19 protein-coding genes and 1 tRNA gene are annotated in these 16890 nt (G+C 72.4%); 10 read left to right on the forward strand and 10 right to left on the reverse strand.

What is annotated here, in order from left to right; all coding sequences use genetic code 11:
* Positions 1-113: 113 nt before the first annotated feature.
* Positions 114-452 carry a P-II family nitrogen regulator gene (locus tag VQH23_RS18290; RefSeq protein WP_209373398.1) on the reverse strand — a complete coding sequence of 113 codons (339 nt, stop codon included), beginning with the start codon at positions 450-452 and terminating at the stop codon, positions 114-116.
* Between the two features lie 299 nt (positions 453-751).
* Between VQH23_RS18290 and VQH23_RS18295 the strand changes: the two genes are divergently transcribed.
* From VQH23_RS18295 to VQH23_RS18315, 5 genes are all read left to right on the forward strand, one after another.
* A complete protein-coding gene (locus VQH23_RS18295; RefSeq protein ID WP_408904227.1) occupies positions 752-1960 on the forward strand; it encodes an aminotransferase in 1209 nt (402 codons plus the stop codon).
* Positions 1961-2026: 66 nt separating this feature from the next.
* A tRNA-His gene (locus VQH23_RS18300) sits at positions 2027-2099 on the forward strand.
* Between the two features lie 28 nt (positions 2100-2127).
* Positions 2128-2964: a hypothetical protein gene (locus VQH23_RS18305; RefSeq protein WP_338662162.1), complete on the forward strand. Its 837-nt coding sequence runs from the start codon at positions 2128-2130 to the stop codon at positions 2962-2964.
* 67 nt (positions 2965-3031) lie between these two features.
* A complete protein-coding gene (locus VQH23_RS18310) occupies positions 3032-3505 on the forward strand; it encodes a PAS domain-containing protein (protein ID WP_338662163.1) in 474 nt (157 codons plus the stop codon).
* A 54-nt stretch (positions 3506-3559) separates the two neighbouring features.
* A complete protein-coding gene (locus tag VQH23_RS18315; protein ID WP_338662164.1) occupies positions 3560-4327 on the forward strand; it encodes an SDR family oxidoreductase in 768 nt (255 codons plus the stop codon).
* A 149-nt stretch (positions 4328-4476) separates the two neighbouring features.
* Here the strand turns inward: VQH23_RS18315 and VQH23_RS18320 are convergent, their stop codons facing one another.
* Positions 4477-5451, reverse strand: coding sequence for a tripartite tricarboxylate transporter substrate binding protein (locus VQH23_RS18320; protein WP_338662165.1), 975 nt, complete (start codon positions 5449-5451; stop codon positions 4477-4479).
* Positions 5451-7163 (reverse strand): acyl-CoA dehydrogenase family protein, encoded by a 1713-nt coding sequence (locus VQH23_RS18325; RefSeq protein ID WP_338662166.1) that lies wholly within the window; start codon positions 7161-7163, stop codon positions 5451-5453. Before VQH23_RS18325 ends, VQH23_RS18320 begins: the two co-directional genes overlap by 1 nt.
* Positions 7164-7259: 96 nt before the next feature.
* Between VQH23_RS18325 and VQH23_RS18330 the strand changes: the two genes are divergently transcribed.
* A complete protein-coding gene (locus VQH23_RS18330) occupies positions 7260-8141 on the forward strand; it encodes a LysR substrate-binding domain-containing protein (RefSeq protein ID WP_338662167.1) in 882 nt (293 codons plus the stop codon).
* A 15-nt stretch (positions 8142-8156) separates the two neighbouring features.
* On the opposite strand, the gene VQH23_RS18335 is transcribed toward VQH23_RS18330, so the two are convergent.
* Genes VQH23_RS18335 through VQH23_RS18345 form a run of 3 tightly spaced genes read right to left on the reverse strand, consistent with a single transcriptional unit; the run spans position 8157 to position 10901 of the window.
* Positions 8157-9332, reverse strand: a complete 1176-nt coding sequence (locus VQH23_RS18335; RefSeq protein WP_338662168.1) for a M20 aminoacylase family protein — start codon at positions 9330-9332, stop codon at positions 8157-8159.
* A gap of 28 nt (positions 9333-9360) precedes the next feature.
* Positions 9361-10218 (reverse strand): NmrA family NAD(P)-binding protein, encoded by an 858-nt coding sequence (locus VQH23_RS18340; protein WP_338662169.1) that lies wholly within the window; start codon positions 10216-10218, stop codon positions 9361-9363.
* Positions 10209-10901, reverse strand: a complete 693-nt coding sequence (locus VQH23_RS18345) for an extensin family protein (protein WP_338662170.1) — start codon at positions 10899-10901, stop codon at positions 10209-10211. The genes VQH23_RS18340 and VQH23_RS18345 overlap by 10 nt, the downstream gene beginning before the upstream one ends.
* 141 nt (positions 10902-11042) lie before the next feature.
* Between VQH23_RS18345 and rplM the strand changes: the two genes are divergently transcribed.
* From rplM to VQH23_RS18365, 4 genes are all read left to right on the forward strand, one after another.
* Entirely contained in the window at positions 11043-11528 is a 486-nt protein-coding gene (gene rplM / locus VQH23_RS18350; RefSeq protein WP_338662171.1) for a 50S ribosomal protein L13, read from the forward strand.
* Positions 11529-11530: 2 nt separating this feature from the next.
* Positions 11531-12025, forward strand: a complete 495-nt coding sequence (gene rpsI, locus VQH23_RS18355) for a 30S ribosomal protein S9 (protein ID WP_338662172.1) — start codon at positions 11531-11533, stop codon at positions 12023-12025.
* 131 nt (positions 12026-12156) lie between these two features.
* A complete protein-coding gene (gene argC, locus VQH23_RS18360; RefSeq protein ID WP_338662173.1) occupies positions 12157-13113 on the forward strand; it encodes an N-acetyl-gamma-glutamyl-phosphate reductase in 957 nt (318 codons plus the stop codon).
* Between the two features lie 29 nt (positions 13114-13142).
* Positions 13143-13631 carry a gamma carbonic anhydrase family protein gene (locus tag VQH23_RS18365; protein ID WP_338666126.1) on the forward strand — a complete coding sequence of 163 codons (489 nt, stop codon included), beginning with the start codon at positions 13143-13145 and terminating at the stop codon, positions 13629-13631.
* A gap of 285 nt (positions 13632-13916) precedes the next feature.
* Here VQH23_RS18365 and VQH23_RS18370 read toward each other — a convergent pair whose 3' ends face one another.
* The 4 genes from VQH23_RS18370 to VQH23_RS18385 form a co-directional block, all read right to left on the reverse strand.
* Positions 13917-14663: a DUF6065 family protein gene (locus VQH23_RS18370; protein WP_338662174.1), complete on the reverse strand. Its 747-nt coding sequence runs from the start codon at positions 14661-14663 to the stop codon at positions 13917-13919.
* Between the two features lie 10 nt (positions 14664-14673).
* Positions 14674-15171, reverse strand: a complete 498-nt coding sequence (locus tag VQH23_RS18375) for a hypothetical protein (RefSeq protein ID WP_338662175.1) — start codon at positions 15169-15171, stop codon at positions 14674-14676.
* Between the two features lie 149 nt (positions 15172-15320).
* The gene (locus VQH23_RS18380) at positions 15321-15602 is read right to left on the reverse strand and encodes a YrhB domain-containing protein (RefSeq protein ID WP_338662176.1); all 282 of its coding nucleotides are present in this window, start codon (positions 15600-15602) and stop codon (positions 15321-15323) included.
* 8 nt (positions 15603-15610) lie between these two features.
* Entirely contained in the window at positions 15611-16816 is a 1206-nt protein-coding gene (locus tag VQH23_RS18385) for an MFS transporter (protein WP_338662177.1), read from the reverse strand.
* Between the last annotated feature and the right edge of the window lie 74 nt (positions 16817-16890).

Raw genomic sequence — 16890 nt, forward strand, 5'->3', positions numbered from 1 at the left:
CTGTTCCCCTTGAGATGCGCTGATAGTCGGGGGGCATAGCCTGCCCCGCCCTGGCCCGCTACCGGCCCCGCTCCGGGTCTCGCCTCGGGGCAGGGGCCGGCCGCGGGAAACCGCTAGACGGCGTCCTCGCCGCGCTCGCCGGTGCGGATCCGCACCACGTCCTGCACGTCGGTGATGAAGATCTTGCCGTCGCCGATCCGGCCGGTGCGCGCGGCGGCGGTGATCGCCTCCACGGCGCGCTCGGCCAGGTCGTCCGAGCAGATCACCTCGATCTTCACCTTCGGCAGGAAGTCCACCACGTACTCGGCGCCGCGGTACAGCTCGGTATGGCCCTTCTGGCGCCCGAAGCCCTTCGCCTCGACCACGGTCAGGCCCTGAAGCCCGATCTCGTGCAGCGCGTCCTTCACCTCGTCCAGCTTGAAGGGCTTGATAATCGCTTCGATCTTCTTCATCGGCTCCGTGTCCCGGGGGCGCGGGGCGCCCCCGCTCCTCCCGCGTCTTGGCCACGGCCCGGAGTGGCGGGCCGCTGGCGGGCGGACGTTGCACGGCCCGTGCCGCAGGGGCAAGCTTGGCGGCATCCCATTTTTCGCCGCCCGGCGGCTCTCCCGCCCCGGCTTGAAGCATTCTGCCTAAAGCGCAGGCATTTCGGATCCGCGAGATTGCGCCGCGGCCGGTGCGACCCCATCATGGTGCCTGCCCCGGCGCGCCCGTCACCCCGGGCGGGCCGATGTTCGCCTTTCCGGAAGCGCCGATGCCCATGAACGCCCCGCTCAAGCCCCAGAACGCCCTTCTCTCCTCCACCGGGACCACGGTGTTCACGGTGATGTCGGCGCTGGCGGTGCAGCACGGGGCGATCAACCTCGGCCAGGGCTTCCCGGACTACGAGGGGCCGGAGGCGGTGGTCCGCACCGCGGCGGATGCCCTGTTCGACGGCCGCAACCAGTACCCGCCGCTGACCGGCGTGCCGGAGCTGCGGGAGGCCGTGGCCGCGGCCAATCGGCGCTTCTACGGGCTGGAGATCGACCCGTTGTCGGAGGTGGTCGTCACCTCCGGCGCGACGGAGGCCATCACGGCCTGCCTCATGGCCGTGCTGGACCCGGGCGATGAGTGCGTGCTGATCGAGCCCCTCTATGACACCTACCTGCCGGTGGTGCGGATGCTCGGCGCCGTGCCGAAGCTGGTGCGCCTGACCCCGCCGAAGTGGGAGCTGCCGCGCGCGGAGCTGGCGGCCGCCTTCGGGCCGAAGACCAAGGCCATCCTCCTCAACTCCCCCATGAACCCCGCCGGGAAGGTGTTCACCGCCGCCGAGCTGGCCTTCGTGGCCGAGCTGGTGGCGCGCCACGGCGCCTACGCCATCTGCGACGAGGTGTACGAGCACCTGACCTTCGACGGCTGGTCGCACATCCCCCTGATGACCCTGCCGGGCATGCGGGAGCGGTGCATGCGGATCGGCAGCGCAGGCAAGACCTTCAGTCTCACGGGGTGGAAGGTGGGCTACATCACCGCCGACCGGTCGCTCGCGCCCAGCATCGCCAAGGCGCACCAGCTCCTCACCTTCACCACCCCGCCCAACCTGCAGCGCGGCGTCGCCGTGGGGCTGGGAATGGAGGATTCCTACTTCACCGGCATTTCGGCCACCTTGCAGGCGAAGCGGGACCGGCTGGCGGCCGGGCTCACGGCGCTCGGCTTCGGGGTTCTGGAGGCGCGGGGCAGCTACTTCGTAACCGCCGACTTCCGCCCGCTGGGCTTCGCCGGGGACGACGTAGCCTTCTGCCGGCACATCACGGAGACGGCAAAGGTCACCGCCATCCCCGTTTCCGCCTTCTACGCTGGCCCGGACGCCCCGAACCACTACGCCCGCTTCGCCTTCTGCAAGGCGGATGCGGTGCTGGACGAGGCGCTGGCCCGGCTGGCCGCCTGGAAGGCCGCCCGGGTGGAGGGCGTGCGCGAGGCCGGGTGAGGGGATCGGCGGTTGACGCCGGGCGCCCGTCGCCCTAAATCCCGCCCGCCTTCCGGGGCTTCTATGGCGGCCTTAGCTCAGTCGGTAGAGCGCCACGTTGTGGTCGTGGATGTCACGGGTTCGAATCCCGTAGGTCGCCCATTCTTCCCCCGCGCCGGTGGCCTCCCGTGATCCTCGTCAGCAGCATCTTCCACCGGAAGCCGGAGCTGATCCGGGACCAGTTGCTGCTCTACAACGCGGCGATGGGCGGCGAGGCCGCCTGCCACCACATCATCCACCTGAACCGCGAATCCGTGCGCCACGGGATCCTGGACGGGCTCGTCCTGCCGCCGAACGCCACGGTGAACCCGGTCCACCTCGAGACCCACCGCCCGACTTTCCTGGGCTGCCACGTGCTGAACCTTCTGCACGCGATGCGGGAGGGGTTGGGGTACACCCATGTCTACCTCCACACGGAATCCGATATCCCCTACCGCCCCGGGCTGGGCGAGCACATCCGCGCCCACGATCTGGGCCTGGCCGAGCCGCGGGTGGCGAAGCTGGCGAAGAGCACGAGCGCCTGGGCGGAGCCGGTGGCGAACGACTTGCGGCTCCGTGCCTTCGTCGAGCGGATCGGGGACGGCCGCATCCTCACCTCCCGCTACGAGGGGATGTTCGCCACCCGCGCGCTGATGACCGAGATCTTCTTCCAGATGATGGCGGTCTGGCCCTTCGACGAGAACCACTGGCGCGGCGACTACCCGTACGAGGAGTTCGCCCTGCCGACGGTGGTGGAGGCCGTGGTCGGGAAACGCAGCATCCGGCGCGTCCGCCACGCGGTGATGACCGCCTCCTCCTCACGCCGCTACGAGTTGGCGGACCGGGCGATGCTGCGGGCCGAGCACATCCCGCTGCTGGAGCGGGAAGGGCCGGAGATCTTTTGCGCCAAGTTCGCGCCCGGGGATCTGCACTCCCCCGTCCGGGCCTGGGCGCGGCGCACGCTCGGGGTGCCGGAACCGGGCTGAGAGGCGATCGTTGCGGGCTGCCGGGGCGGGCCGGACGATCGCGCCCGGGCGGCGTTACGGCGCCATGATGGATCGCGCCGAAGACCTCTCCTCCCGGTTTGGGAGCCCCGGCCAAGCGCCGCCCGCCGTGTCCGGGGAGAGCGATCCCGATCCCCACCTGCTCCGCGCGCGGTTCCGCACGCTGGCGGAGGCTATCCCGCAGCTTGTCTGGCTGTCCTGCAGCCGGGGTCTCTGGACCTGGGCCTCGCCGCAGTGGCTCGACTTTACCGGGCAGCACCAGGCGCAGAGCCACGGCCATGGCTGGCTCTCGGCGGTCCATCCGGAGGACCGGGGCGTCGCCATGCGGGCCTGGGAGGAGGCGCAGGAGCACGGGCTGCTCGATGTCGTGCTGCGCATCCGGCGGGCGGGGGACGGGGCCTGGTGCCGTTACCAGGTCTGTTCCTACCCCGTGCGCGGCGCCCCGGGGCCGGGCGGGCGCGAGGGGCCAATCCACGAATGGGTCGGGATCAGCACCCCCGCCGGCGATCCGCCGCGCGGTTGACAGGGCGGGCCGCGGCCCGCGAACTGCCGGGCGAGAAGGAAGCGGAGACCTGTCTTGCAACTCACGCTCGAGGGCCGCCGCGCCCTGATCACCGGCGGCTCGCGCGGGCTCGGGCTGGCCATGGCCCGCGCCTTCACCGGGGCGGGCGCCCGCGTCGCGCTCGTCGCTCGCGATCCCCGCGCGCTGGAGGAGGCGGCCGCGTCGCTCCCCGGTGCCGTGCCCGTGGCGGCCGACATCGCGACCGCGGAGGGCTGCGCGCGGGCCCATGCGGAGGCCGAGGCGGCGCTGGGCGGCATCGACGTGCTCGTGAACAACGCCGGCACTTCCAAGCGCGGGCCCTTCATGGAGGTGACGGACGCGGAGTGGCAGGCCGACCTGGACCTGAAGCTCTTCGCCGCGGTCCGCCTCACGCGTCTTGTCTGGACGGGCATGGCGGAGCGGCGCTGGGGCCGGATCGTCAACGTGCTGAACGTCGGGGCGAAGGCGCCCCTGCCCACGGGCGCGCCCACCGCCGTCTCCCGCGCCGCCGGGATGTCGCTGACGAAGGTCCTGGCGGGGGAGGGGGCACCGCTGGGCATCAACGTCAACGCGCTTCTCGTCGGCAAGATCGACAGCGACCAGTGGGTGCGCCGCCACGCCGCCAATCCCGGGGGGCAGAGCTACGAGGAGTGGATGGAGGAGGCCGGCAAGCCGATCCCCATGGGCAGGATGGGCAGGGCGGAGGAATTCGCGGCGATGGCGCTGGCGCTCGTCACCGCGCCGGGCGACTACGTCACGGGCACCGCCATCAACGTGGATGGCGGGCTCTCGCCGGTGGTGTGACGGGCGGCCTCGGGAGGGACGGCCGCCATCGGGCAGGCGGTCGTGCCGGGCTTCCCGGCGAAGGTGAACGTCGCCGCCGCCCTCGCCCCGGCCGGTGTCGGGCCGGAGCGGGTCGGGCTGGCCTCCAGGCTGGGGTGGGGAGCCAGGGCTCAGTCCGCCCGCACCGCCGCCTCCCGGATCACGCGGGCCCAGCGGTCCGTTTCGGTCGCCATCAGCGCGGTGAGGGCGGCGGGCGTCAGCTCCGGCGCGACCTGCATCCCCTGGCTTTCCAGGAATTTCCGCATCTCCGCCTGCCCGATCACCGCGGCGAAGGTGGCGCGCAGCCGCTCCCGCGCCGCGTCGGGCGTGTTGGCGGCCAGGACCAGGCCGAAGAAGACGGAGGCGTCGTAGCCCGGCAGCCCCTGCTCCGCGACGGTCGGCAGGTCCGGCAGCACGGCGGAGCGCTCCGCGGTGGTGATGCCGAGCGCCCGCACGCGCCCGCCCTGCAAATGGGGCAGGGCGGTCAGGACATCCGTGAAGACCATGGCGACGTGCCCGGCCACGAGGTCGTTCAGCGCCGGCCCCGTGCCGCGATAGGGGATGTGCTCGATGTTCGTCCCGGCCATGGTGTTGAACAGCGCGCCCGCGAGGTGGGAGGAGGCGCCATTGCCGGAGGAGCCGAAGGAGAGCCGCTGCCGCTTCGCGAGCGCGATCAGCTCCTGCACGTTCCCCGCCGGCACGCCCGCGTTCACCGCCAGCACGTTCGGGATGCGCCCCAGCGGCGCGACGGGGGTGAAGTCCTTCACGGGGTCGTAAGGCTGGCCGGGGTAAAGCATCTTGTTGATGGCCAGTGGGCCGGAGGTGCCGAAGAGGATGGTGTGGCCGTCGGGCGCGGAGCGCGCGACGAACTCCGCGCCGATGTTGCCGCCCGCGCCGGCGCGGTTCTCCACGACCACGGTCTGGCCGAGCCCCTCGCCGAGGCTCACGGCCAGGCGTCGCGCGATCAGGTCGGTCGGCCCGCCGGGCGAGAAGGGCACCACCAGTGTCACAGGCCTCGCGCCGGGCTGGGCCAGGGCAGGGCGAACCAGGGCGGGGCGGGCCAGCGCGCCGAGCGCGGCGGCGGCCAGGAGCGTGCGGCGGTCCATCAGGCGTTCTCCTCCTTCTGCGCGCCGGGATCGTTCAGCAGGTCCCGTGCGTCGTCCTCGTCCCCGTCCGTCGCCAGCGGATCGCGCGGCAGCACGCGGTGGCGCAGCACCATGCGCGCGAGCGAGAGGCGCTCCGGCATGCCCAGCCGCCCGGCCTCCCAGGCCATCGCGGCGGCCGAGGTCACGTGGTACAGCGCCGAGGCCGCCTGGCGCGCGAGCGCGGGATCGGCCTGCGCCGCTTCCGCCAGGGCGATGGCCCGGTCCAGCGCCGGCGCGGCCTCAGGCAGCGCACCGGCATTTCCCAGCAGGCCCAGCACATGGCCGCGCAGCACGGGCAGGGATCCCTCCCGCGTCGCGGCGCGCAGCACGTCCAGGGCCACGATGTTGCTCGTGCCCTCCCAGATGCTGCCGAGGTGGGAGTCCCGCAGCAGCCGGGCGTCGGACCACTCCTCGATGTAGCCGCAGCCGCCGCGCACCTCCATCGCGTCGCCCGTCACCTTGCGGGCGTCTCGGCAGGCGCGGAACTTCAGCAGCGGGGTCAGGATCCGCAGCAGCGGGTAGGCGCCCTCCTCCCCGGCATCGGCGCGGCGCAGCGCCTCGGCGGTCTGGAACACTATCGTGCGCGCCTGCTCCATCGGGAGCGTCATCTTGAGGAGCTGCCGGCGCATCAGCGGCATCTCCACCAGGCGCCTGCCGAAGGCCACGCGACGATGGGCGATGAACAGCGCCTCCGTCACCGCGCGCCGCATCATCCCCGCCGCGCGCACGCCGTTGGAGAGGCGGGAGTTGTTCACCATGTCCGCCATCTGCCGGAACCCGGCCTCCGGCTCCCCCACCATCCAGGCGACGGCGCCGTTCATCGTCACCTCGCCCGAGGCCATGGAGCGCGTGCCGAGCTTCGGCTTCAGGCGCACGATGCGGTGGTGGTTCGGCGTGCCGTCCGGCAGCGTGCGCGGCAGGAGGAACAGGGAGACGCCGCGCAGCCCCGGCGCATCCTCCCGCCGGGCCAGCACCATGGCCAGCTCCGCGTCGGGGTTGGAGCAGAACCACTTGTCGCCCGTCAGCGCCCAGGTGCCGTCATCCCGGGGCGAGGCGCGGACGACCGTGGCGGCGATGTCGCTGCCCGCGCCCTGCTCCGTCATGAACATCGCGCCCTGGTTCAGCGCGTCCAGGTCCTGGCTCGTCAGCGCGGGCAGGTAGCGCGCGACGAGTTCGGGCGAGCCGAACTTCCGGAGCGTGCGCGTCAGGCTGTCCGTCATGGAGACGGGGCAGCACAGGCCGAACTCTGCCTGCACGAAAAGGTAAGTCAGCAGGTACTTCGCGGCGGGCGGCATCGGCGCGTCCCAGCCCAGCACCCCGGCGCGGTGGGAAAGGGCGGCGAGGCCGAATTCCCCGAAGGCCAGCCGCTCCATCTCGCGATAGGCCGGGTGGTACTCGACGCTCTGCGCGTCCTCTCCCCGGCGGTTCCGCTGGTGCAGCACGGGCGGGTTGCGGTCCGCCGCCGCGGCCAGCGCGTCCAGCGTGCCGCCCGCCAGGGCGCCCAACCGGTCCAGGTGCGGCGAGAGGTGCGCGGCCAGCTCCTCCGGCAGGTAGAGCGCGGCCATCCGCGCCAGCACCGGATCGGCGCGGAACAGGTTCAGCCCGTGGCTGTCCGGGATCGCGGCGGCGCCGGCCAGGGGGGCATGGTCCGGGCCGGGGGGGCGGATGTGCATGGCGCTTCCCTCTCTGTTTGCCGGGAAGCTGATCCTGCCGTTGCGCGCCGCCAATCGATTTCTTCGCCGCCGCTATTGAGCTAGGCTCAACGCCCGATGACCTACCGGCGCCTGCCCTCCCTCGTCGCCCTTCGCAGCTTCGAGGCCGCGGCGCGCCACCGCAGCGTGACCCGCGCGGCCGGGGAACTCTCGGTGACGCCCGGCGCAGTGAGCCGCGGCGTGCGCGCGCTGGAGGAGGAGCTTGCGACCTCCCTCTTCGCGCGGAGCAGCACCGGCCTTGCCCTGACCCCGGCCGGGGAGGCCCTCTTCGCCGCGGCGCGGGAGGGGCTGGACCGCATCGCGGCCGGGCTCGCCGCCATGCGGCAGGCCGGGCCGCGCCGGCGGCTGCGGATCGGCGCCTACACGCTCTTCGCCAGCCGCTGGCTCATCCCCCGCTGGAACCGGCTGCGGGAACGGCATCCGGAACTGGACATCGAGCTGGAGACCAGCGCCGACCCGCTGGAACTCGTCCCCGGCGCCTTCGACGCGGTGATTGCGGTGGCCGATGCCCGTCCGCGCCCCGGCCTGACCGCCCTGCCGCTGGTGCCGATCGAGATGATGCCGGTCTGCGCCCCGGCCCTGCTGCCGGGTTTCGAGTGGGCGCGCGCGACGCTGCTGCATTCCCGCCAGCGCCCGGATGACTGGCCGCGCTGGCTCGCGGCGGCCGGGATCGAAGGGGTGGACGCCGCGCGGGGGCCGCGCTTCGAGAGCATCGCCCTGGCGCTGGACGCGGCGGCGGAGGGGCTGGGCATCGCGCTGGCGATCCGCGCCCTGGTGGGGCCGGACCTCGCCGCCGGGCGGGTGGCCGTGCCGCACCCCCTGATCCGCCCGACGACGCGGCGCTTCACCCTGCTGCACGACGCGGAGAGGGAAGGGGATGCGGCCCTCTTCGCCCTCCGCGCCTGGCTGCGGGAAGAGGCCGGCGACCCGGCCGCTTAGTTCACGCCCCGCGCCTCAGCCCCTCCGGGGGAGCTGCTGCTCCACCAGCGTCGCCCACCAGGAGGCGCCGACGGGCAGCACCTCGTCGTTGAAGTCGTAGCGCGGGTGGTGGACCTGCGGGTCGGCGCCCGACCGCCCCCCGCCGAGCATGAGGTAGGCGCCGTCCTTCGCGTTCAGCATGAACGCGAAGTCCTCGCCGCCCATGGTGGGCTTCGGCAGCTCCTTCACCCGCGCCTCGCCAGAGACGGCCTTCGCGGCGTTGGCCGCCAGGCCCGTGCTCTCCCGCTCGTTGATCGTGGCGGGGTACATCCGCTCGAAGATCACCTCGGCGGTCGCGCCGAAGGCGGCGGCGATGCCGGAGGCGAGGGCCTTCACCTTGGCTTCGAGGATGTCCCCCACCTCCGGCTGGAACCAACGGGCCGTGCCGCGCAGCGTCACCGTCTCCGGGATCACGTTGAAGGCGTTGCCGCCCTTGATCTCGCCTATCGTCACCACCGCGCCCTCCACCGGCTCCACGTTGCGGGCGACGATGGACTGGAAGGCGGTGACGATCTGGGCCGCGATCACGACGGGGTCGTTGCCCGTGTGCGGCATGGCGCCGTGCGTGCCGCGGCCGGTGATCGTGATGCGGATGTCGGCCACTGCCGCCATGACAGGGCCGACCCGCCAGTAGAACTCGCCGGCCGGCAGGCTCGGCCAATTGTGCAGGCCGTAGACGCGGTCCATCGGGAAGCGCTCGAACAGGCCCTCCTTCACCATCACCTCGCCGCCGCCGCCCATCTCCTCGGCGGGCTGGAAGATCATGTAGGCGGTGCCGGAGAAGTTCCGCGTCTCCGCCAGGTAGCGGGCGGCGCCGAGCAGCATCGTGGTGTGGCCGTCATGGCCGCAGGCGTGCATGACGCCGGGGGTCTGGGAAGCCCAGGGGGCGCCGCTCTCCTCCAGGATCGGCAGGGCGTCCATGTCGGCGCGGAGCCCGATCGCGCCGCCCTCGCTGCGGCCGCGGATCACGCCGACGACGCCCGTGGTGGCCATGCCCGTGATCACCTCGTCGCAGCCGAATTCGCGCAGCTTCTCGGCGACGATCCGGCTCGTCCGCACCTCCTGGAAGTTCAGTTCGGGGTGCTGGTGGAAGTCGCGGCGCCACGCCGTCATGTCGTCGTGGAACTCGGCGATGCGGTTGATGACGGGCATTCCGGACCTCTGCGTGTGCCCCGAAGGGCTAGCGCGCCGGGAAGGTCAGGGCCAGCCCTTCCTTCAGCCCGATCGGCTCCACGCCGAGTTCGGCCAGCATCGGGGCGATGTCGAACGCCTTGTCCTCCGTCAGGCGGCGCAGCTCCTCCGCCCGGACGCGTGGCAGGCCGGGGACCAGGCGCAGCAGCGGCGCGGCGGCGACGAGCGGGGCCAGGGGCAGCGGCACCACGGGCGGGGGCCGGAAGCCCGCGGCCCGGCAGACGGCCCGCACGAAGTCGGCGTAGGGCAGGGGTGCCGGGCCGGCGATGGTGATCGCGCGCGGCCCATCCCAGTTCCGCCGCAGGGCCGCGATCACGCTTCGGGTCACGTCGCCCTGGTGGATGGGCTGGACGAGGAAGCGCCCGCCGGAGGGAAGGGGAGCCACCGGCAAGCGGCGCATCAGCGCGGCCAGGCGCTGCACGTTGTCCTCGCCCTGGGCGCCGTAGATCATGGTGGGGTGCAGGATGGCGCCGGGCCGGCCACTCTCCAGCAGGGCCGCCTCGCCGGCCCGCACCCCGTCGCCGTGCTCGTCCCGCCACCTCGAGTACCGGCGCGTGCTGCCGAGCAGGACGACTGGCGCCGCGCAGGAAGCCAGGATCTCCGGCGCGTGGCGGGCATGGGCGCAGGAGGCGACGCGGGAGGCCCCGGCCAGCGCCGCCCGGAGCGCCGGCGCATCGCCCAGATCCGCGATCGCCGGTTCTCCGGGCAGGCCCGTGGCCGCCCACTTCGCGGCGTCCCGCACGACCGGGCGATACGGGATGCCCCTTTCCCCCAGGGCCCGGCACAGCGCCGACCCGGACCGGCCGGAGGCACCGATCACGGCGACCACCTCGTCATCTAGCGGCACGTGCCCCAGCCTCCCCGATCCAGGTGGAAATGGTCGCGATGGGCGGCGTTGTAGTCCGGGCCGAGCACCGCGCCGAAGACCCGGCAGGCGGCATCCCGCACCGCCCGCAGGAAGGGGCCGTTCGGGGCGGGGTCGTCCCAGTCCCCCGGCAGGCCGACGGTCCGGCCATCCGCGAGGGTGAAGCCCGCCACGTCCAGGGCGTTCGCCGTGGCGTGCTGACTGCGGCGGGCATTCGCCTGGTGATAGACGTTGCGGCAGTTGTAGGCGCCGAGGTGCCGCACCGCGGTCACCCTCTGCCCGAAGGCCTCCTGCGCGGCAGGCTGCAGCCCGTGCCGCTCAAAGATCGCCCAGGCGGCAGCGAGAGGGCAGTTCACCACGGGGGCGGATGGGGAGAAGCGCAGCGGGCCGGGCATCCGCACGGGATCGGCGATGCCGCAGCCGTCCCGCATCGGCTGGGGCGGCAGGGACTGCACGGGGATGCCGGACATAACGAAAGATTCTGTGCAGAGCCCCGGCTCCCGCGCCATGCGGGAGAGTTTGTAGCGGGTCAGCAGCCCCGGCGGCTCCCGCAGGTCCAGCGGCGCGGTGGGATCGAGCGAGGGCGGCAGCACGACGGCGCGCGGGATCAGCACGATCAGCAGCGCCAGAATGGGCAGGAGGAGAAGGGGCAGCCAGCGGCGCATCGCGGCCGAGATAGGGGCTCCGAGCCCCTCGTGTCAGGGGTCGGACCCGCTGTGGTATGGCGCTACCACCATCTTTTCCTTGACCCGGGCGGCCACCCCGTTCATATCCGGCGCCGCACTGCACACTGAACACGACGGATCATGCTGCAAACCCAGACCCGCTCGATCAAGCCGGCCGAGGTCCAGAAGGACTGGATCCTGATCGACGCCGAGGGCCTCGTCCTCGGGCGCCTCGCCGCCATCGTCGCCAACCGCCTGCGCGGGAAGCACAAGACCACCTTCACGCCGCATGTCGACTGCGGCGACCACGTGGTCATCATCAACGCCCACCGCGTGCGGCTGACCGGCAACAAGGCCGAGCAGTCCGTGTTCTACTGGCACACGGGCTACCCCGGCGGCATCAAGGGCCGCACCACGCGCGAGACCCTTGAGGGGCGCTTCCCCGAGCGCGTGATCGAGAAGGCCGTAGAGCGCATGATCACGCGCAACAACCTCGGCCGCCAGCAGATGCGCAACCTGCACGTCTATGCGAGCGCCGAGCACCCGCATGCCGGCCAGAGCCCGAAGGCGCTGGACGTGGGCGCGCTGAACCGCAAGAACGTTGCCGCCGCGAAGAAGGCCGCCTGATCATGAGCGAGCAGACCACCGCCACCTCGCTGGCCGACCTCAAGGACCTCGTCGCCGGCACCCCGGCCTCTCCGGAGAACGCCGTCGCGCGTGAGCCGAAGAAGGACTCCCTGGGCCGCGCCTACGCCACCGGCCGCCGCAAGAACGCGATCGCCCGCGTGTGGATCAAGCCCGGCAAGGGCACCGTGGAGATCAACGGCAAGCCGGCGGCGAAGTACTTCGCCCGCCCCGTGCTGCGCATGCTGATTGCCCAGCCCTTCCTGGTGGCGGACCGCTACCAGCAGTTCGACGTGTTCTGCACGGTCGTCGGCGGCGGCCTCTCCGGCCAGGCCGGCGCGGTGCGCCACGGCCTGTCCCGTGCGCTGACCAACTTCGAGCCGGGCCTGCGCCCGATCCTGAAGAAGGCCGGGTTCCTCACGCGCGACCCGCGCGTGGTCGAGCGGAAGAAGTACGGCAAGCCGAAGGCCCGACGTTCCTTCCAGTTCAGCAAGCGCTGACGCTGGCGGGCCGGCGTTACGCCGGTCCGACATGGACTGTTCATCAGGAGGGGCGGCCCGCAAGGGTCGCCCCTCTTGCGTTTCCGCCAACCCCAACCCCCATATTCACTCCCCCCTTCAAGGAGGGCCGCATGGCCAAGGGCAGCATCCCCAGCGTCTTCATCGACGGCGAGTCCGGCACCACCGGGCTGCAGATCGTGGAGCGCCTGCAGGGGCGCCGAGACGTCGGGCTGCGCTCCCTCCCGCCGGAGCAGCGCAAGGACCCGGCGGCCAAGCGCGCTCTCTTCGCCGAGGTGGACGTCGTGATCCTCTGCCTGCCCGACGCGGCGGCGAAGGAAGCCGCGGCGCTGGCGGCCGGGCTCGGCCCGCAGGCACCCCGGCTGGTCGACGCCTCCACCGCGCACCGCGTGGACCCTGACTGGGCCTACGGCGTGCCGGAGCTTGCCCCGGACCAGCCCGCGAGGATCGCCGCGGCGGCGCGCGTGGCGAACCCGGGCTGCTACCCCACCGGCGGCATCCTGCTGCTGCGGCCCCTGGTGGATGCCGGGCTGCTGCCGAAGGACTATCCCGTCACCGTCAACGCCGTCTCCGGTTACTCCGGCGGCGGCAAGGCGATGATCGCGGAATTCGAGGGCGGCGGCGCACCCTCCTTCGAGCTCTACGGGCTCGGCCTGGAGCACAAGCACCTGCCGGAGCTGCAGCACTACACCGGCCTGACCCGCCGCCCGATCTTCGTCCCCAGCGTGGGCGACTTCCGGCAGGGCATGCTCGTCTCCGTGCCGCTGCACCTCGACCTGATGACGGGCAGCCCGGCGCCCGAGGCGCTGGAGGCGGCGCTGGCGCGCTACTACGAGGGCGCGGAGTACGTCCGCGTGGTCCCGACTACCGGCGAGGCGAAGATCGAGCCCGAGGCGCTGAACGACACCAACCTCGTCGAGCTGCGCGTCTACGGCAACGCCGCCCGCGGCCAGGCCGTGCTCGTCGCCCGCCTGGACAATCTCGGCAAGGGCGCCTCCGGCGCGGCGGTGCAGAACCTGGAGCTGATGCTCGGTCTCACGGCGGCGCAGAGCATCGGGAAGGCCGCGTGAGCGGCCCACTCTACCCGTTCAAGGGGAGCATGCCGGCCATCCACCCCACTGCGTGGGTGGCCCCCTCCGCCTCCGTGATCGGGGATGTCTCCCTCGAGGAGGAGGCCAGCGTCTGGTATGGCTGCGTCCTGCGCGGGGACACGAACTTCATCCGCGTAGGCGCCCGCAGCAACGTGCAGGACGGCACCATCATCCACGTCAACGCCGGCACCATGCCCGCCGTGATCGGCGCGGACGTCACCATCGGCCACGCCTGCATCATCCACGCCTGCACGCTGGAGGACCGCGCCTTTGTCGGCATGGGTGCCACCGTGCTGGACAAGGCGGTGATCCGGGCCGGCGGGATGCTCGGCGCCGGGGGACTCCTCGCGCCGGGCAAGGTGATCGGGCCGAACGAGCTGTGGCTCGGCTCCCCCGCCCGCCTCGCCCGGGTGATGACGGAGGAGGAGCGGGCGCAGTGGGACAAGACGGCGCCGCACTACGTCGCGCTCTCGAAGGAGCACCGCGGCAGCCTTTGATGGTGCGCCTGGTCTTGTGGGTTCGGAACCAGGGGGCGCCGCCCCCTGGAACCCCCGCCAAGGGCCTGAGGCCCTTGGATCCCCGTCTGGCTGCCGCGGTGCCGTCCTGAGACGGTGTCTCCGCCTGACGGGCCTCCTCCTGCCCTTGAAGTCGCCTCGGGTCATTGACCCGAGGCGCACCGTCAGCAGGGTGAGACAAAAGCCTAGAAGAAGATGATGGTGAGGGGTCCGGGGAGAGGAAGAATTCCTTCTTCCTCTCCCTGACCACAGACCGGAAGCACGGGATCAGCCCGCGTCGAAGTCGCGCGGCCGGATCCGGGTGAGGTGGTCCTCGGAGGCCGTGTCCCCGATGCGCCCGCGGTGGTAACCGCGCTGCCAGCCCTCCGCCCGCGCGGCGCTGCCGGGCTGTTTCAGCCCGGCGTTGAAGGCGGCGCGAGACCCGCTCCAGTCGCGGTAGGCGGCCTCCAGCTCCGGATCGTCGCCGATGGGGCGCGTGACAGGGCGCACGCGGGCGATCAGGTCGCGCGGGATGGGGAAGAGCAGGCAGACCGGCTCGCCCGGGGCGAAGCGCACGGGGTGGCGCGCGCGGGTGAAGCGCCAGTTCATGGTGAAGGTGGCGGGGGACCAGTCCGTCTCGACGAGGCCGGTGAGGGGAGCGATGCCGTCCTTCGGCAGGTTGGTCGGGCCGGAGACCCAGAGGCTGATGCCAGGGTCCGTTCGGAAGAGAAGGTCGATGTGGAAGGTCAGCACGCCCGAGCCGAAATGGCTGACGGGGGTGGGGCGGCCAGGCCGCTCGATGCGGATGGCGATGTCGGCGGGGTCGGGGCCGCCGTTCCAGACGGCCTCGAAGCCGCCCTCGGTCACCACCTCCCAGCCATGGGCGTTGGCGATGGTGAGGGGGAGGCAGCGGTTGGCGAAGCCTTCGGGGGTGGCGTCCATCCAGTCCCGCCGCGTCGGCGCGGGGCGCAGGCGCGGCGGGGCGTCGTTGAGGGTGTGGGCGGTCAGCCGGAGGGGGGGCGCTTCGTCCGGCATCGGCCCTCGCCTAGTTGCCGGTGGTGCAGCGCTTGAGGGGGCTGGGGAACTCGGCGCAGTTCGGGAAGAAGATCTCGTTCGGCCCGCGCCGCTCCACCCGCAGTGCGTTGGGGTTGGCGCAGCCGAAGGCGCTGTCGGGCGGCAGGCGGTTGCCGAGCGGGGGGATGGCCGCGCCGGCAGGGGCCAGGCGGAAATCCACCGCGTCCGGGCCGCCGGACACGGTCTCGATCAGGCGCTGACGGTAGGGCACGTCGAGCACCGACACGCGCATGACGACGTCCCGCGTGAAAACGACGGTGGGCTGGGCATTGCAGGCCGCGCCCTCCGTCTCCGTAGCGGGGAAGATGCCGCCGGTCCAGGTGCCGAAGAGCCAGGCGTGGGGTGCCGCCTGCGCGGGGGCGTTGGCCGGGGCAGCGCCCTGAGCTCCCCCCTGGGGCTGCTGCGCATCGGCCGCCGCCAGGGGCGCGGCGAGGGCCGCCACGAGAATCCACTTCGCCCAACGCTGCATGACGCGCCCCTCAAGGTCTGGAACCGCCGCAGAAAAGGGGAGGACGGGCCGCCTGTCCACCCCGGGACGCGCTTCGTTTCAGGCCGAAGGCCCGCTTACCCGACGAAAGGCCGGTCCGGCCGCCGCGCGTAGCGGGGGCTGAGGGTGGGTCAGCGCGGTGGCCGCCGGTTCCGGATGACGTCCTCGGCGGAGAAGTCCAGCGAGCCGCCCTCGAGGATGCTTCCATCATCCATGAGGACGACAGGGCCGTTCCCGACCAACATCGCCTGCATGTCGCCCGTCTCAATGAACTCCGTGGCCTGGTAGTGGAAGCTCCATGCCCCGGGGAGGCGCCGTGCCGTGCCCGGGACCTCGGCCAGGGCATATCCGTGGGTCCTGCGCTTCCCGGCCAGGAACTCCACAAAGATGGATCGTGCCTCGGCCTCCTGCATGGTCTGCGCTAGGCGGCTGCCGGCCGGATGGCCGGCGCGGGCTCGCGCAGCGGCAGGTGAATGAGGGCGGCGAAGATCCCGGCGGCGATGGAGATGGTCCACATCACGTCGTAGCTGCCGGTGCGATCGAAGATGAGGCCGGGGAGCCAGGCGCCGAGGAAGCCGCCGACCTGGTGCCCGAGAAAGACGAGGCCGAAGATCGTGGCGAGCCAGCGCGTGCCGAAGAGGCGGGCGCAGAGGGCCACCGTGGGCGGCACGGTGGAGAGCCAGAGGATCCCCATCAGGGCGGAGAAGACGAGGATGGAGCCGGTCGTCTTCTCCGCGGCGAAGAAGAACACGGCCATCACCAGGGCGCGCAGGCCGTAGATGGCCACCAGCAGCTCCCGCCGGCGCCACCTCTGCGTCAGCTCCCCCGCCCCGAGGGAGCCGGCGATGTTGAACAGCCCGATGAGGGAGATCGCCCAGGCGCCGACGCTGGTGGGCAGGTGGCAGAGGGCCACGAAGCCCGGCAGGTGGACCGCCAGGAACGAGACGTGCAGCCCGCAGACGAAGAATCCGAAGAAGAGGCACCAGAACATGCGGGAGCGGAGGGCGCGGGAGAGGGCAACGCGGGCGGGCTCGTCATCGGTGGAGGCGGACTTAGACGGTGCGGGGCGCCCGGCCAGCGGCAGGGCGAGCGGGATCATCAGCAGGGCGGCGCCGGCCATGCCGAACAGGGCCGCCTGCCAGCCGAAGCCCGTAAGGGCGGCGCCGGAGAGGGGCACGACGAGGAACTGGCCGAGGGAGGAGCCGGCCGTGCCCAGCGCCGCCGCCCGGCCGCGCATGGAATCCGGAAGCTGGCGGGTGAGGGAGGCGACGATGACTGGCATCCCTGCCGCGGACACGGCGACGCCCATCACCAGCCCCGCGAAGAAGGTGAAGGTGCCGAGGCCGGGGGAAAGGGCCATGCCCGCAATTCCCGACGCGTAGAGCAGGGCGCCGCCCATGACGACGACGCGCCCGCCGAAGCGGTCGGCCAACTGGCCGACGATCGGCTGGCTGAAGCCGTTCAGCAGAACCTGCACGGCGATGGCGAAGGCGAAGCCGCTGGTGGACCAGCCGAGGGAGGCCGTCATCGGCGCGAGGTAAAGCCCGAAGGACTGGCGCAGCCCCATGGCGAGGGCGGCGCAGCCGACGGCGAGGGTCAGCAGGAGGGCGAGTGACCGGCCTGGCATGGTGCTTCGCTCTCCCGATCCGCTGGACGGGGGCTTCCCCGATCCGTTTCGATCGAGGCTAGCGGGAGGCGGTT

This window comes from Pararoseomonas sp. SCSIO 73927 (genome assembly GCF_037040815.1).
GTDB lineage: Bacteria > Pseudomonadota > Alphaproteobacteria > Acetobacterales > Acetobacteraceae > Roseomonas.

Coding starts and splice junctions, on each gene's coding strand:
- argC (WP_338662173.1), top strand. CDS start 12,157: ATGGCCAAGGGCAGCATCCCCAGCGTCTTCATCGACGGCGAGTCCGGC.
- VQH23_RS18385 (WP_338662177.1), bottom strand. CDS start 16,816: ATGCCAGGCCGGTCACTCGCCCTCCTGCTGACCCTCGCCGTCGGCTGC.
- VQH23_RS18320 (WP_338662165.1), bottom strand. CDS start 5,451: ATGGACCGCCGCACGCTCCTGGCCGCCGCCGCGCTCGGCGCGCTGGCC.
- VQH23_RS18335 (WP_338662168.1), bottom strand. CDS start 9,332: ATGCCCGTCATCAACCGCATCGCCGAGTTCCACGACGACATGACGGCG.
- VQH23_RS18380 (WP_338662176.1), bottom strand. CDS start 15,602: ATGCAGGAGGCCGAGGCACGATCCATCTTTGTGGAGTTCCTGGCCGGG.
- VQH23_RS18375 (WP_338662175.1), bottom strand. CDS start 15,171: ATGCAGCGTTGGGCGAAGTGGATTCTCGTGGCGGCCCTCGCCGCGCCC.
- rplM (WP_338662171.1), top strand. CDS start 11,043: ATGCTGCAAACCCAGACCCGCTCGATCAAGCCGGCCGAGGTCCAGAAG.
- VQH23_RS18325 (WP_338662166.1), bottom strand. CDS start 7,163: ATGCACATCCGCCCCCCCGGCCCGGACCATGCCCCCCTGGCCGGCGCC.
- VQH23_RS18310 (WP_338662163.1), top strand. CDS start 3,032: ATGGATCGCGCCGAAGACCTCTCCTCCCGGTTTGGGAGCCCCGGCCAA.
- VQH23_RS18365 (WP_338666126.1), top strand. CDS start 13,143: ATGCCGGCCATCCACCCCACTGCGTGGGTGGCCCCCTCCGCCTCCGTG.
- VQH23_RS18345 (WP_338662170.1), bottom strand. CDS start 10,901: ATGCGCCGCTGGCTGCCCCTTCTCCTCCTGCCCATTCTGGCGCTGCTG.
- VQH23_RS18295 (WP_408904227.1), top strand. CDS start 752: ATGCCCATGAACGCCCCGCTCAAGCCCCAGAACGCCCTTCTCTCCTCC.
- rpsI (WP_338662172.1), top strand. CDS start 11,531: ATGAGCGAGCAGACCACCGCCACCTCGCTGGCCGACCTCAAGGACCTC.
- VQH23_RS18290 (WP_209373398.1), bottom strand. CDS start 452: ATGAAGAAGATCGAAGCGATTATCAAGCCCTTCAAGCTGGACGAGGTG.
- VQH23_RS18370 (WP_338662174.1), bottom strand. CDS start 14,663: ATGCCGGACGAAGCGCCCCCCCTCCGGCTGACCGCCCACACCCTCAAC.
- VQH23_RS18330 (WP_338662167.1), top strand. CDS start 7,260: ATGACCTACCGGCGCCTGCCCTCCCTCGTCGCCCTTCGCAGCTTCGAG.